The sequence below is a fragment of the Catenulispora sp. EB89 genome, from assembly GCF_041261445.1.
GTDB lineage: Bacteria > Actinomycetota > Actinomycetes > Streptomycetales > Catenulisporaceae > Catenulispora.
Window position 1 is genome coordinate 438,498 of sequence record NZ_JBGCCU010000008.1, and the last position, 14,168, is coordinate 452,665.

The following is a 14,168-nucleotide window of genomic DNA, read 5'->3' on the forward strand; positions in this document are numbered from 1 at the left end:
AGAGAACAGAACGTAGAGAACAGAACACAGAACACAGAGAACAGAGAACAGAGAGAAGAACCCTGATGTTCTACGAGATCCGCCGCTATCAGGTCCAGCCCGGCCGTCGCGATGAGTGGGTGCGCTACATGGAGGACGTGGTCATGCCCTTCCAGCAGTCGAAGGGCATGACGGTCACCGCCTCGTTCATCGACGAGGAGGACGACGACGGCTACGTCTGGATCCGGCGCTTCGAGGACGAGGCTGAGCGGGAAGCGCTCTATGCCGCTGTGTACGACAGCGACGGATGGAAGGACGACATCGGCCCGGCGGTGCACAAGCTGCTGATCGTCGAGAAGTCCGTGGTCACCCGCGTTGTTCCGACCCCCGCCTCGCCTTTGCGATGAGGTCCAACGCCGACTGGCTCGCGTCGTCGGCGGCGCGGTAGATCACCAGCAGTTGTTCCGGATCCTGAAGCGGCGTCAGCGTTTCGAAGTCCACGGTGAGCGGGCCGACCTCGGGGTGCCGGATCACCTTGCGTCCGCGGCCGTTGAGTCTGACGTCGCCTTCGTTCCAGAGGCGCGCGAATTCCTCGTCGCCGGTGATGAACTCGGCGATGAGGTCGGTCAGCGCCTCGTCCTCCGGATGCGCGGCCCACGCGGTGCGCAGGTGAGCGACGCCTTCGCGGACCACGTGTTCGCGGTCGACGTAGAACTCGCGGGTCCGCGGGTGCATCAGGCACAGCCACATCGCATTGCGCTGCGACGGCGGCAGGGCGTCGAAGTCCAGCAGCAGCCCGGCCATCTCGCTGTTCCACGCCAGGATGTCGTAGCGGTGGTTCATCACCATCGCAGGCAGTGGCGCGAGGTCGGCGACCAGCCGGGCCAGCGACGGCTCGGCGGTGGTGGCGAGCTTGTCGGGGTCGCGGGGGCGTTGCTGGGTCAGCCCGAAGAGGTAGGCGCGCTCTTCGGGGCCCAGGCGCAGCGCGCTGGCCAGGGCCTCCACGACGTCCGCCGAGGGCCGCAGGCCGCGGGCCTGTTCTAGGCGCACGATGTAGTCGACGCTGATCCCGGCCAGTTCGGCGACCTCCTCGCGGCGCAGGCCCGGGGTGCGGCGGGCCTGGCGGCGTGCTGGGAGGCCGAAGTCCTGCGGATCCAGGCGTTCGCGCCGGGTCCGCAGGAAGGCGGCCAGCTCCTGGGTCACGTCCACGGTGCTGGTGATCATGGGTGGTTCCAACAGGCTGGGTAGGACTCGTGTTCCCAGGAAGGCGCTTCCCTTACCGCCGGTTCGGCGTCGTCGCAGGCTGGTGCTCGACAACGATCACGACGATCGCGAGTACGACGATCACGAGTACGACGATCACGAGCACTGGAGGACACGATGTCGCTCACCCTCGACACGTACCGGCTGCTGGGCCGCTCCGGGCTGCGGGTGTCCCCGCTGGCCCTGGGCACGGCGACCTTCGGCACCGAGTGGGGCTGGGGCGCGGAGGAGGACGACGCCCGCACGTTGTTCGACACGTACGTCGAGCGCGGCGGCAACTTCATCGACACCGCCGCCACGTACACCGGCGGCACCGCCGAGCGCATGGTCGGCGCGTTCGCCCGCGACCGCCGCGAGAGCCTGGTGCTGGCGACGAAGTACACGACGTCGCGCCGTCCCGGGGACCCGAACTCCGGCGGCGCGCACCGCAAGAACCTGTTCGCCTCGGTGGAGACCAGCCTGCGGCGGCTGGAGACGGACTACATCGACGTGCTCTTCCTGCACGTGTGGGACTTCACGACCCCGGTCGAGGAGATCCTGCGCGGCCTGGACGACCTGGTCCGGCAAGGCAAGGTGCTGTACGTGGCGATGTCCAACGCCCCGGCGTGGGAGATCTCGCGGATGCAGGCGATCGCCGATCTGCGCGGCTGGTCGCCACTGGTCGCACTGCAGATCGAGTACAGCCTCATCAACCGCGGCGCCGACCGCGACCTGATCCCGATGGCGCGCGCCATGGGGCTCGGGGTGACGCCGTTCTCGGCGCTGGGCGGCGGCGTGCTCACCGGCAAGTACAGCCGCGCCGACCTGGCCCCCGCCGACGCCGCCCCCGGCGAGAGCAATCGGAAGAGCTTCAACGCCGCGCTGGGGATGGTCACCGAGCGCACCCTCGCCATCGCCGACGCGGTGCGCGAGACCGCGGCGGAGGCGGGGCACACGGCGGCGCAGGTCGCGCTGGCGTGGACGTTGCGGAATCCGGCGGTGACGGCGCCGGTCATCGGGGCGCGCACGCCGGAGCAACTGGTGGCGAATCTGGGGGCGCTGGATGTCGAGTTCACGGCCGAGCAGCTGGCGCGGCTGGAGGCGGTGAGCGCGATCGAGCTCGGGTACCCGCATGATGTGCTGGCCGGGGAGCATTTGCGGACGGTGACGACGGGTGGGCTGACCATCGAGGCTCGCCGCTGACTGGCTGAGGCACAGGCGGACATCCGGACAGCGGCACAGCCGGGCGTCGAGCGCTGCGCCGGCCCTCGGCTCGGTGGTGGCCGGGGCAGTGCGACTATCGGAGCCCGCTGTACAGTCGGGCGCCGAGGCTCGCGCCGAGATGTCGGCTCGGTAGTGCCGGGGGAGCGGTCTGGCATCGACCCGACTACCGTGCCAGCCGCACAGTCGGGCGCCGAGGTTCGCGCCGAGATGTCGCCTCGGCAGTGCCGGGGGAGCGCTGGCGTCGACCTGACTACCGTGCCAGCCGCAAAGTCGGGTGCTGAGGCCCGTGCTTGGACCTCGACTCGACTATCGAAGCGCGGCGCATAGTCGAGTGCCGAGGCTCGTGCTGGGACCTCGGCTCGGCAGCGCTGGCGTCAGCCTGATCGCCAGCGCTCAGCCGTTCGTCGCGGCGACCAACGCATCCCCGATCGCGGTCCGCGCGTACAGCACCACCCGGCCGTCGCGGGCTCGGTGCACGAGGCCGGCGCGTCGGAGGACCGCCAGGTGGTCGCCGACGGCGCCGGTTGTCATGCTCAGGGAGCGTGCCAGGTGGGTGGTGCCGGCGGGGCTCGACAGGGCGGTGAGGATGAGGGCGCGGCTGCGGCCCAGGAGGTCTGTCAGGGCTCCGGGTGTTCGGGGTTCGGGGGTTTCCCAGAGTGCTGCGATGCCTCGGGCCGGGTAGATCAGGGTCTTGGGCCAGTCGCCGGAGGTGTGCGCTGCGGCGTGGGGCCAGATGTAGGCCGAGGGGACCAGTAGCAGGCCGTGCCCGTTCAGGGGGATGACCTGCGGCTCGGCCGAGATGCCGGACACCTCGATGCCGTCGTCGTGCCAGCGCAGGGCGGTGTGCAGGTCCGCGATGGCCGCGCTCCATCCGGCGCGGCCGAGGACGCCCGCGCGGTGCACGACGTCGCGCTCGCAGATCGCGCGGAGTTGCAGCCAGTCCGGGGCGACCAGCACGCGCCAGGCCTGGTCCAGCGCCTCGGCCAGGCGTGCGATCACATCGGGGGCGTCGAGCCGGGTGCGCATTCGAGGATCGGTGGCGGCGGTGGCGGTGGCGGGTTGTGCGGCCAGGCAGTACGCGATCTCGGCGCGCGCCAGGGGTAGGGGCGTCGCACGGATCACCGCGAGGTCGTCGTCCCAGGTCTGGGTCAGCCCGGCGGGAGGGGGCGCGACGAAGTCCGCGCCGATCCGGTCCGACTGTAGCGCCAGGACCATGTCGAGGTCGGTCTCGCGCCGCAGGCTCTCGAAGGTCGAGCGCAGCCGGGACGCTGAAGATGTCGGCAGTCTTCCGCCGCCCGCAAGCAGCCGCAGCAGCGAGTCGAGCTCGAACGCCGGGGAGATGGCGAAGCGGCTGTGGAGCAGGTCCTCGGTGCCGACCTCGAAGCGGATCACAGGACCAGGCTACGTCTCCGGCGTGCATATTTACGTCCAGGGACGAATCTCTCGCTCCGTGGCGCGCGGCCAGGCCAGTCTGCCGATATGGAAGCCGCCGCAGCCACAGCCACCACCGCCCCAACCCCCGCAACGCACCACCACACCACCTACCGCGAAGTCCTGGCCCAGCCGCAGTTCCGCCTCCTCTTCTCAACCCGCGTGCTCGGCATCAGCGCCGAAACCCTGCGCATCACCACACTGTCCGTCCTCATCTTCAGAGCCTCACACTCCCCACTCCTCAGCGCCCTCGCCTTCGGCGTCGGCTTCCTCCCGCAGCTCCCGGGCTCAATGCTGCTCGGCGCCCTGGCCGACCGCCTCCGCCCCCGCCCGCTCCTCACCGCCGGCTTCCTGCTCCAGTGCGCCGCTGCGGCGCTCCTGGGCCTGGTGCGGATGCCGACGGCTGCGGCGCTCGGCGTGGTCGCCGCCGTCGCCGTCCTGACGCCGGTCTTCGGCGGCGCGACGAGCCGCCTGGCCTCCGACCTGCTCACTGGCGACGCCTACGTCCTGGGCCGCTCGCTGATGAATATGGCCTCCTCGGGCGCGCAACTGGTCGCCCTGGCCGTCGGCGGCGCCGTCATCGCGGCGCTGGGCACCGGCCAGGCGCTGGTCGTGGCCGCGGTCCTGAACGCCGCCTGCGCGGCCGCCATCCGGCTCCGCCTGCCCGACCTGCCGGCCCCGGGTAGCCCGCCCGGCGCAGTCCTGTCGGCCAGCTGGTCCGGCGCCGGGCGCCTGATGCGCGACCGGACGGTGCGCCGCCTGTCGCTGGCCCAGTGGCTGCCGTGCGGCTTCGTCGCCGGAGCCGAGAGCCTGGTCGTCTCCTACGCGGGCCAGCGGGGCTTCGCGGTCGGGACCTACGGTCTGCTGATGGCGTGCGGTCCCACCGGAATGCTGCTCGGCGATCTCGTCGTCGGACGCCTGCTGCGCCCGAGTGCGCGCGAGGCGCTCGTCGTCCCGCTGGTCGCCGTGATGGGACTGCCGCTGCTCGGCCTCGCCGCCGATCCGTCCGCGGTCGTCTGTGCTCTGCTTCTCCTCACCTCGACGACAGGCTTCTCCTACGCGATCGGCCTGCAACGCCCCTTCCTGGAAGCGCTGCCGCCCGGCAACCAGGGCCAGGCCTTCGGCCTGCTGAGCTCCGGACTCATGACGCTCCAAGGGCTGGGGCCGGTGCTGGTCGGCGCGGTCGCGAGCCTGGCCGGCACCGGCCGGGCCATGGCTGTCGCCGGGGGAGCGACGGTACTCACCGCGGGATGGATGGCAAGCTGGCGGCGCTCTTCTAGTCGGTCGTCGAGGCGGTCCCAGGCTCTCCGGCGCGGCTGGTGAAGGAGTTCTGCTGAAGCAGGTAGCTGTCGCGGTACCAGCCGCCGGCCGGGTCGGCCATGAGCTCGGCGTGGGTGCCGTGCGCGGAGATGCGGCCGTGTTCGAGCACGTAGATGTGGTCGGCGCAGGCCTGGACGGCGTTCAGGCGGTGGGTGACCATGACGATGGTGCCGCCGTAGGAGCGGAGCCTGTTGTAGAAGTCGATCTCGGCCGCCGCGTCGAGGTTGGAGGTCGGTTCGTCGGCGATGACCAGGACGCCTTGGCGGTAGAAGCCGCGCGCCAGGTTGATGCGCTGGTGCTGGCCGCCGGAGACGTTCGTGCCCCAGGACAGGGAGCGGTCCATCAGGGTGGCGTAGCCGTTCGGCAGGGCGCTGATGAACTCGTGGGCGCCGGAGGCTTCGGCCGCGGACTCGATGGCGGCCGGGTCGTCGGCGCGGGTCCAGTCGCCGACGCGGATGTTCTCCCGCGCTGTGAAGGGGAAGCGCGCACCGTCCTGCCCGATGTAGGCGATGCGCTGGCGGAGCTGGTTCGGGTCCATCTGCGCGGTGTCCAGGCCGTCCCAGCGGATCGTGCCGGCGTCCGGGAGGTAGCCCCGGCCCAGCAGCTTGGCCAGCGTGGTCTTGGCCGCGCCGTTCTCCCCGACCAGGGCGACGACCTGGCCCCGGGCGATGGTGAGCGAGGCGTTGCTCAGCGCGGGTTTCTCGGCTCCTTCGTAGCTGAAGGTGACGTCCTCGACGGTGATGGCCTTGAAGTCCTCGGGGACCGCGACGGCACCGGGAGCGGGCAGAAGCGTTTCGGCCTTCCTGCAGAACTTCACGTAGCCGTCGAAGTACAAGCCCTCGGCGAACAGGGAGTTGACGCTCGTGATCATCTGCATCAGGGAGGCCTGCGCCCGGCCGATGGCGATGACCGCGGTGCCGCCGGCGGCCAGCGGGATCTCGCTTTTCCACAGCAGCAGCCCCAGCACCGTGTACACCGCGGCGACCGCGATCCCGGCGACGGTGTCGCCGAGGATCTGGGACATCGTCTCGGCGCGTTGCAGGGCGATGTTCTCTGCCAGGATGCGCCGGGAGATGTGCCGGTAGCGGCCGGTCAGGTACGGCGACATGCTCAGCGCGCGGACCTCGGCGGCCTGGCTGATGGACTGCCCGATGTACGCGATCTGATTCACCCGGCGGCGTCCCTCGGACTGCCGGACGAACACCTTGTAGTCCATGCGCGCCACCCGCACCGCGGCCCACCAGCGCGGCACGATCGTGACCAGGATCAGCGGCAGCAGCAGCGGGTTCACGAACGCCACCACCAGGATCGCCGACCCGACCGTGGCCAGCGCGGCCAGGATCCGCACGGTGGCCTGCAACATGAAGTGCGGGGACACCGCGCCGCGCTCGGCCGCGTTCTCCTCGTCGAACCAGCCGGCCTGGTCGAACGCGACCAGCTCCACCCCGGTGCACAGTTCCTGGATCCGCGCCAGCGCCGCGGCGTCCATCGCCGGACTCAGCTGCGACTGCATCAGGGAGCTGATGTTGGAGGCGAGCGCGGTCGCGGCGGTGAAGGCGGCGATGAGGATCAGCGACGGCAGCGCCGCGGCGATCCGGTCCGGTGTCGGACGGCCGGTGAACAACGCCGCCAGCACCCCGGTGGTCGCCAGCAGCCCCAGGGCCTGGAACACCCCGGAGAACGCCTGCAGCACCACCAGCGTGACCACCCGCCACCGCGACACCTCGGCCGCGGTGCGCAGCGTCAGCCGCAGCAGCTCCGGCATCCGGCGTGCGTTGCTCCAGAAACTGGCTGCCGCGACCTCGGCGTAGCCGCGCGTCCAGGTCGCGACGTAGGGGTCGGCGGCGAGGTCGTCGACCTCGTGCCGCGGGACCGCGTCCGGGGAGAACAGGGCTTTGATACGCCCGAGGCGCGAGGCGGGCTGGGTTTCGGGCGTGCTGGCGTCGGTTCGGGTGTCATCCGCGGTGGTGTCGGCAGCGGTCATCAGGGCGGCTCCGGGCGCAGGCGGGAGGAGACAAACTCTAACGGTCGGTACTGACGGAGCGTGACGCCTCGGGCACCACACGACAGACCCGCGTCCTGCCGGCCGTGCGGAACGCGGGCCGCGGTCACGGCAGCGGGCCGAGGCGCTTGATCAGGGTGCTGACGTACGCGCGACGCCTTGACCCGACACCCGCCTCGTCACCCGTGTTGTCACCGCCGGCGCCATTCTCGGGCGCCGGCTTTGCGGATCAGATCTTGGGCGCCATCGGAAACGAGAAGTGGGTGAAGTCTTTTGACGAAGTCGACCTGGGTATCCAGTGAACGCATCATGTTCCATACCGTATGGGCGCTGTCTTTGACTTGTTCGGCAGGTCCCAGGCCCGCGGCGGGCACCAGATTTCCCAGCCCGACGGTCAGGCGGGATGCCTCCAGTTCGAAGGCGACCCGGGTCTCGACCGAATGGCTGTGCGAGTCGTGGACGATCTCGTATTTCAGGACTCCGATGGAGAACAAGACGCTGGGAAGGACGACGTCACTCTCCTCGGGCCCCTCCAACCCGAACTCCTCGGCCACTCCGGCGAAGGCCTGTGCGACCTGACCGGCGAACTCTTTCCCCACGGAGCCAGATGCCCGCTTGCTCATTGTGCCCGCCTCCTCAAGGTCGGACCCCGACAACTACCCAATGGTCGTCTACTGGAACCCATCCGTAGCCGTTGTCCTTGAGATACTTAAGCTCGCGCTGATAAACGTTTCCCTTTTCGTAGATGTGAGTGTTCGGATCGGTCACCAATCGCACTTCCTTGCTGGCGGTCAAGGCGTCGTCGATGTAGCGCTTGTTGCGTGTCCAGTTCCATGATCCGACTCCGGCGGTTCCCTTCTTCGCGTTTCCTTGGAAGTTGAGGAAGTCCGCGTCGAAGGCTCCCGGCGGTCCGGCAGCGATGTAGTCCTTGATGTCTTGGTACTTGCCCAGCAGTGCGATAGCCGGATTGGAACCGGCCGCGGGCGCCGTCGCGCTGTTGTCGGCTGCGGCCGCGTCGACAGCCGCCGCGTCGCGTTCCCAGCCGGTCAGGCCACTGATGCCGTCGATGGCGATCTGCCCGGCGAGCTGCGGGCAGCCTTCTTGCCGCAGCAGGTCGGCGATGTGGTAGAGCCGGTAGTCGGGGCGGACCGGGACGTAGGTGTCGAAGAAGGTGCCCCAGGCGCCGCTTTTGCCGGTGAGGGCAGGTTTGGTGAGGGCGCCGGTGTAGCCGAACGGCTGGACCGGGGCGGTGCTCGTCAGTGCGTTGACAGTCTGGGTGCCGAAGGCGTCATAGGTGAAGGTGGTGGCTCCGGCGGCGGTCTGGTTGCCGTCGGCGTCGTAGGTGTAGGCGGTGGCCTCGCCGGCCAGGTCGGTCGTCGAGGTCTGACGGTTGTCGCCGTCGAAGACGGTCGACCGCACGCCGCCGAGCGGGGCGGTGACGGTGGTGGGGTTCCCGGCCGCGTCGTAGCCGTAGGCGGCCGGGGTGCCGCCGGTGCCGCGTGGATCGATGGACGAGGCTATCCGGCCGTCCGGGTCGTAGGTCCACTTGATGGACTCGCCGGTCGCGGTGGTCTGGGAGATCCGGTCGCCGTCCGCGTCGTAGGCGGAGGTGGGGTGTCAAAGAAAGTCCTCATCGAACTCAACCCGCTGCGGGGCCGGCGCGTCCCATTGGCATGAACGCATCGGGTCGTGATCCTCTGCAGCTCCCCGGCGATGCCCGGCTTCCGTTTGGCGGCGGGATGTCGCGGCGGTTGCTGTTGGGCTTCGGTGGGGTGATGTTGCTGGGCGGCTGTGCGTCCAAGGGCGCCACGGCGGCTGCTACGGGGTTGGCCGGTGCGACGAAACCCGGCGGCTCCACGGCGCCCGGCGCCACGACGCCGACCGGGTCCAGTGCCACCTCCGGCGGGGGCCCGACGTCTCATCCGAGCAGCGCGATGGGCGGGGCGCCGTTCCCGGGGCAGGACCCCAGCGGGTCCGACGTTTCCAACACTGCGCCCGGCGGCCACACCTCCGATGCGCCGCCGGCGGCGGGGCATCCGCAGTTCTATGTGCACGAGGGTGACAAGGCGATAGCCCTGACCATCGACGACGGCCCCAGCTCCAAATACACCCCGCAGGTGTTGGCGCTGCTGGCGCAGTACAAGATCCCGGCGACCTTCTGCATGATCGGTGAGAGCGCCGACAAGCACGCGTCGCTGGTTGCAGAGGTCAGCGCCGCGGGTCACCTGGTGGCGAACCACACCTGGACTCATCCGAACCTGTCCAAGATGACCGCCGCGCACGTGACCGCGGAAATAGAGCGGACCAACGACGCCATCACCAAAGGCGGCGCTAAGCAGCCGGTCCTATTCCGGGCCCCCGGCGGCAACTGGTCGCCGACCGTCTTCCAGGTCTGCGCCAAGCTGGGCTTGCGCCCCCTGGACTGGTCCGTCGACCCGCGCGACTGGTCACGCCCTGGCACCGATCACATCGTCCAGAACGTCCTTAGCCACACCAAAACCGGCTCGATCATCCTGGAACACGACGGCGGCGGCGACCGCTCCCAAACAGTCGCCGCGTTACAGAGGTTCCTGCCGCAACTCCTCGAAGCCGGCTACCACTTCGTCCAGCCCTGAGAAGCTGTAGCCCGGCCAGCCCTGCGCCAGCAGCTCCACCAACCTCGTGACGTCCTGCCCGAAGAACCGGTCCTCGGTCCCGGACGGCAGCACGGCCGCCGCTGCGTCCAGCGCCCCGGCCAACCGCTCCGCATCATGCGGGAGCCGCGCGCCCAAGCCCTGGGCTTGATGCACGGCCAGCAACTCGCATGCCAGCACCTCGCGCAACCCCTCGCCGGCCAGTCGGCAGTCCTCCGCGGCCTCCACCGAGAACGTCTGCGCGTCCTCCTGCCCCGCCGACGTCTCCATCGTTCCGACAGTGGAGGGCACGGCGAGCCGCCGCAGCGCGTGGACCACACCGACCGCGCGCTTGTGCACCGGCGACAGCCCGGTGTGCGGGCCGGGGTCGGGGGAGAGCTGTGCGTTCAGGCCGCTGGTCTTGGGATCGAGCATCCGGTGCAGCCGCGTCGCCCCGAGCTCCGCGGCCCCGATCACGGCCACCGTCAGGATGTGCAGGTGTGCCGCGAGGTCGTAACCGTGGAAGCCCGCCGTGCCCAGGAAACGGCCGGAGCCGTCTTCCTGCTCCACGTACGCCGGGGAGTCGGTGATGCCTTCCAGCGCGCGCGAGACGGCCGCATCCAGCATCGTCACCGCGCGGTCCAGGTGGGCCAGCACCTGGCCGGAGACCCGGAACGACACCGGCGGTTGCAGCGCACGCGGCGTTGCCTGCGTACCGGCCAGCGTGAACAGCTCCGCGCTCACCCGCCGCAGTACTTCGTCTCCCCGCGCCAGCACAGGATCGATCGCGTCGTACGCCGCGCCGGTCAAAGCGAACTCCGCAGCCACGATCGCCAAGCTCTGACGCAGCAGCGCACGTGCATCCTCGGCGCGCATGATCGCCAAAGCCGTCGTCACCGGCACGCCCTGAATCAGGGCCACGCCCTCCTTGGGACCCAGCCGCAGCGGCGCGAGACCGGCAGCCGCGAGCGCCGTCTCAGCCGGGACCGGCCCCGAATCGGCCAGAACCATGCCCCGACCACTGATCGGCGCGGCCAGGTGCGCCAGCGCCAGGATCTCGCCGGCGCTGCCCAGGCCGCTGCGCGGAATCGCCGGAAGGACATCGTGCGCGAGCATCGCGGCCAGCTGCTCGCACAGCGCCGCGCTGACACCGCTGTCGTTGTTGAGGAACGTCCGCAGCCGCACTGCGAGGACCGCGCGCGTCTCCTCCCTCGTCAGCCACGGCGCGCCGCCCGCAGACCGCGCGAGCATCAACGCTTCCTGATGCCGCGCCTGTTCCGCCTCGCCGAGCCGACGTTCGCTGAGCGCTCCCATCCCGGTGTTGACGCCGTACACCGGGTCCCCGGACTTCAGCGCGCGCCGAACTCGGACCCGCCGTGCGGCGATCCGTTCGGTCAGCTCCGCCGACAGCCCTGGCACAGCACCTGCCCGGGCGATCCGCAGGACCGCAGCTGCTCCGAGGTCCGCAGCCGACCCGATGTCGAGGCGATAGCGCGTCATGTCACCGATACCGCAACATCGTGCCGACATCAGCCTGCTGAGCCCGGTCCAGAATCAGCTGACCGACCGCGACGTCGAGAATGGACAGCCCGCGGTGCCACAGCAGAATCCGCTCCTCCGGACTCTCCCGTCCGGGCTTCTGCCCCGAAACCACCGCGCCGAGCTCGGCGTGAAGCGTCCGCTCGGACAGCTTCCCGCTGTCCACGTGGTGCCGCAGCGCGCCGAACCGCCCGGACCGGGCCTCGCGCCAGTCGTCGACGACGACCTTGTCCATCACGTCCAGCAAGTCCTCCGAGACGGCGCTGACCGTTCCGTACGGCACGACGAACGCCCCCCGTTTCACCAGCCCGGGATGCAGCAGCGGCGACGGCTCGGTGAGCCGCGTGGCCTCGACCAGGATGTCCGCGCCGTCGAAGGCCTCGGCGGCGCTGTCCACGACGCGCACCGGCGTGGCGGTGGCCGCGCGCAGTTGGTCGGCGAAGGCCTCGCGCGATTCCGGACGCCGGCTCGTCACCCGGATCTCGTCGAGGTCGAACAGCGAGTCGAGCATCGTGACGTTGGAGAACGCGGTGCCGCGCGCGCCGACGTGGCCGAGGACGCGGGCATCGGGGCGGGCCAGGTGCCGGGCGCCGACCGCGGTCATGGCGCCGGTGCGGGCCTCGGTGATGAAGGTGGCGTCGATGATGGCGCGCGGGATGCCGTTGGTGGGGTCGTAGAGGGTGAGCAGCGCCAGCTCGCTGGGCAGCCCGAGCTGGAAGTTCGGCACGAAGTCGCCGACCACCTTCACCCCGCTGACGCCGTGCTCGCCGAGGGTGGAGACGTGCCCGCGCAGGACGTTGAAGTGCCCGACGCCGCCGTTGTTCGGGACGAGGTGCGTGCGCGGCTCGAACACGGTCTCGCCGCGGCCGTGCGCGGCGACGACGTTCTCGACGGCGTCGATGATCTCCGCCTGGCCGATGCCCAGTTCCTCGACGTCCGGGCCGGACAGGAACCTGAGCCAGATGCCGTCCTGCCGAGTGCCTTCTTGCTGGGCCTGATGAGAGTTCATAGGTGATCCCGTTCTACCCAACGCTGGTGGGTTTGCTGTCTAGGGTCAGCACTGCCTTGCCGCGGAACGCCCGGGCAGCCATCTGCTCGAACACTTCGGGGGTCCGCTCCCAGTCCAGCACCAGGCCGATCCGCGGCCTCAGGCGGCCGTCGGCGACCAGGTCCGCCAGGATCGCCAGGTCCTCGCCCTTGGTCTGTTCGGGGTGCGGGCTGATGAAGCCGACGATGTGCGCGTTCCAGCCCTGCGCGTAGAAGTCGGCGAGGCTGATCTCGGTGGTGCGCCGCCCCGGGTTGCCGAACCAGGCCACGTGCCCGCCGGGGACCACGTGCCGCACCGCCGCGGCCAGCACGTCGCCGCCGACACCCTCCAGCACCAGATGGAACGGCCCGAGCGAGGCGTCGTCCAGCGACGTCACGACCCGGTGCGCGCCGAGCGCCCGCGCGTCCTCGATCCGTTCCGGGCCGCTGACCAGCGCGGTCACCGTCGCGCCGGCGGCCACCGCGAGCTGCACCGCGAACTGCCCGACCCCGCCGGTGGCCCCGGTGACCAGCACCTGACGGCCCAGGACCGCGCCGCCGACCCGCAGCGCCCGCAGCGCGGTGAGCCCGGCGACGGGCAGCGCGGCGGCCTGCTCGAAGGACACCGCGTCGTCGAGTTCGGCGACGCAGTGGGTCGGTACCGCGACCCGCTCGGCCCAGCCCTCCTGGTCCAGGTAGCAGGCCACCCGGACGCCCGGCGCCGGGCCGCTGCCGTCGGCGGCCGCCCGGACCACGACCCCGGCGACGTCCTGGCCGGGGCGCCAGCCGTCCGGCCGGCGGGAGATCAAGGTGGCCTCGTCGTTGTTCACGGCGAACGCGCGCACCTGCACCAAAGCCTCGTTCGGCTTCTGCGTCGGTTCGGGTACGTCAACACTCAGGCGCAGCCCGGCACGGCCGGTCGGATCGGTGATGAATCCCCTCATGCCGCTTGATTCGATCACACTCCGGCGCGGGTGCGAAAGATCGTCTCGCGGCGGGTGTCAGGAGCAGGCCCGCTGATATTCGACCTGCTCCAGGGGGTTCCCGTCGCCGAAGTCGTGCGTGGTCACGGCGCCGGTCTCGGCGAACCCGGACTTGCTGTAGAACCGGCGGGACTGCGGGGTGTCCCGCAGCGTCCACAGATGGACGTGGGTGAATCCGCGTTCTTGCAGGTGGCGCAAAGTGTGGGTCATCAGTTCGGCGGCCACTCCGGTGCCCCAGCCGTCCGGGTGGCTGTAGAAGCTGAAGATCTCCGCGAATCCCGGCCGGGTCGGCGACGGTACGCAGTAGGACAGGGCGAGCGGTCGGCCGTCGACGGAGGCGATGAGCAAGGTGCCGTCCTCGTCGGCGATCCGGTCGTGCCAACGCCCCAGCCGGTCTTCCACGCCCCGTGCGGCGAACTCGGGATCGAAAAAGGGAGCGTAGGCGACCGCCCAGGAAGCGGAGTGAATCCGCCCGAGCGCGTCCCCGTCCGCCGGGACGGCCAACCGGACCTCGATCATCCGGTCATGCTAGGGCATGTTTGAGAAGTCGGGCGGGGCGCGACGACTGATCGGCGGCGCCTGGCGGCGCCGGACGACCAGCCACAGCCAACCAGGATGAGGCAGGCCGTCCGTCTTGCCACGCTTGCCGCTGAGCCGTCGCGCTCGACCTGCTCATCAGCTGCGGGACATCACCCACCCGACTTCTCAAACATGCCCTAGAAGCCTGATGAAAATCTTGGGTTCTGGTCGTGGCGTTTTCACGCCTTGGGCAGGGCCCATCCTGTGCTGGTGTGGTGGAGTCCGAGGTTG

General features: G+C 70.2%; 13 protein-coding genes and 1 pseudogene. 4 read left to right on the forward strand and 10 right to left on the reverse strand.

Annotated features, from left to right (window positions below):
• The first annotated feature begins 65 nt into the window (after nucleotides 1–65).
• A complete protein-coding gene (locus ABH920_RS20410; RefSeq protein ID WP_370350632.1) occupies nucleotides 66–386 on the forward strand; it encodes an NIPSNAP family protein in 321 nt (106 codons plus the stop codon).
• Here ABH920_RS20410 and ABH920_RS20415 read toward each other — a convergent pair.
• Nucleotides 346–1,203, reverse strand: a complete 858-nt coding sequence (locus ABH920_RS20415; protein WP_370350633.1) for a helix-turn-helix transcriptional regulator — start codon at nucleotides 1,201–1,203, stop codon at nucleotides 346–348. The two genes, ABH920_RS20410 and ABH920_RS20415, sit on opposite strands and share 41 nt — an antisense overlap.
• A gap of 156 nt (nucleotides 1,204–1,359) precedes the next feature.
• Here ABH920_RS20415 and ABH920_RS20420 point away from each other — a divergent pair, with 156 nt between their 5' ends.
• Complete coding sequence (locus ABH920_RS20420) at nucleotides 1,360–2,424, forward strand: aldo/keto reductase (RefSeq protein ID WP_370350634.1); 1,065 nt, start codon at nucleotides 1,360–1,362, stop codon at nucleotides 2,422–2,424.
• Nucleotides 2,425–2,838: 414 nt separating this feature from the next.
• Here the strand turns inward: ABH920_RS20420 and ABH920_RS20425 are convergent, their stop codons facing one another.
• The gene (locus ABH920_RS20425; protein WP_370350635.1) at nucleotides 2,839–3,837 is read right to left on the reverse strand and encodes a winged helix-turn-helix domain-containing protein; all 999 of its coding nucleotides are present in this window, start codon (nucleotides 3,835–3,837) and stop codon (nucleotides 2,839–2,841) included.
• Nucleotides 3,838–3,924: 87 nt separating this feature from the next.
• Here ABH920_RS20425 and ABH920_RS20430 point away from each other — a divergent pair, with 87 nt between their 5' ends.
• Nucleotides 3,925–5,199 (forward strand): MFS transporter, encoded by a 1,275-nt coding sequence (locus tag ABH920_RS20430; protein ID WP_370350636.1) that lies wholly within the window; start codon nucleotides 3,925–3,927, stop codon nucleotides 5,197–5,199.
• On the opposite strand, the gene ABH920_RS20435 is transcribed toward ABH920_RS20430, so the two are convergent.
• The 4 genes and pseudogenes from ABH920_RS20435 to ABH920_RS20450 form a co-directional block, all read right to left on the reverse strand.
• On the reverse strand, nucleotides 5,153–7,180 hold the full coding sequence (locus ABH920_RS20435; RefSeq protein WP_370350637.1) for an ABC transporter ATP-binding protein: 2,028 nt from the start codon (nucleotides 7,178–7,180) through the stop codon (nucleotides 5,153–5,155). The two genes, ABH920_RS20430 and ABH920_RS20435, sit on opposite strands and share 47 nt — an antisense overlap.
• Before the next feature lie 209 nt (nucleotides 7,181–7,389).
• A complete protein-coding gene (locus ABH920_RS20440) occupies nucleotides 7,390–7,821 on the reverse strand; it encodes a hypothetical protein (RefSeq protein ID WP_370350638.1) in 432 nt (143 codons plus the stop codon).
• Nucleotides 7,822–7,834: 13 nt separating this feature from the next.
• On the reverse strand, nucleotides 7,835–8,617 hold the full coding sequence (locus ABH920_RS20445; RefSeq protein WP_370350639.1) for an RHS repeat domain-containing protein: 783 nt from the start codon (nucleotides 8,615–8,617) through the stop codon (nucleotides 7,835–7,837).
• A pseudogene (locus ABH920_RS20450) lies at nucleotides 8,618–8,788 on the reverse strand (RHS repeat domain-containing protein); the annotation flags it as partial. It lies immediately after the preceding gene.
• 185 nt (nucleotides 8,789–8,973) lie between these two features.
• Here ABH920_RS20450 and ABH920_RS20455 point away from each other — a divergent pair.
• Nucleotides 8,974–9,813, forward strand: coding sequence for a polysaccharide deacetylase family protein (locus ABH920_RS20455; RefSeq protein ID WP_370350640.1), 840 nt, complete (start codon nucleotides 8,974–8,976; stop codon nucleotides 9,811–9,813).
• Here ABH920_RS20455 and ABH920_RS20460 read toward each other — a convergent pair.
• The 4 genes from ABH920_RS20460 to ABH920_RS20475 are packed head-to-tail and all read right to left on the reverse strand — an operon-like array spanning nucleotide 9,757 to nucleotide 13,877.
• On the reverse strand, nucleotides 9,757–11,310 hold the full coding sequence (locus ABH920_RS20460; RefSeq protein ID WP_370350641.1) for an aromatic amino acid lyase: 1,554 nt from the start codon (nucleotides 11,308–11,310) through the stop codon (nucleotides 9,757–9,759). The genes ABH920_RS20455 and ABH920_RS20460 overlap by 57 nt on opposite strands.
• Nucleotide 11,311: 1 nt before the next feature.
• Nucleotides 11,312–12,358 (reverse strand): ornithine cyclodeaminase family protein, encoded by a 1,047-nt coding sequence (locus tag ABH920_RS20465; protein WP_370350642.1) that lies wholly within the window; start codon nucleotides 12,356–12,358, stop codon nucleotides 11,312–11,314.
• A gap of 13 nt (nucleotides 12,359–12,371) precedes the next feature.
• Nucleotides 12,372–13,319, reverse strand: coding sequence for a zinc-binding dehydrogenase (locus ABH920_RS20470; RefSeq protein ID WP_370350643.1), 948 nt, complete (start codon nucleotides 13,317–13,319; stop codon nucleotides 12,372–12,374).
• Between the two features lie 57 nt (nucleotides 13,320–13,376).
• The gene (locus ABH920_RS20475) at nucleotides 13,377–13,877 is read right to left on the reverse strand and encodes an N-acetyltransferase family protein (protein WP_370350644.1); all 501 of its coding nucleotides are present in this window, start codon (nucleotides 13,875–13,877) and stop codon (nucleotides 13,377–13,379) included.
• Nucleotides 13,878–14,168 lie beyond the last annotated feature (291 nt).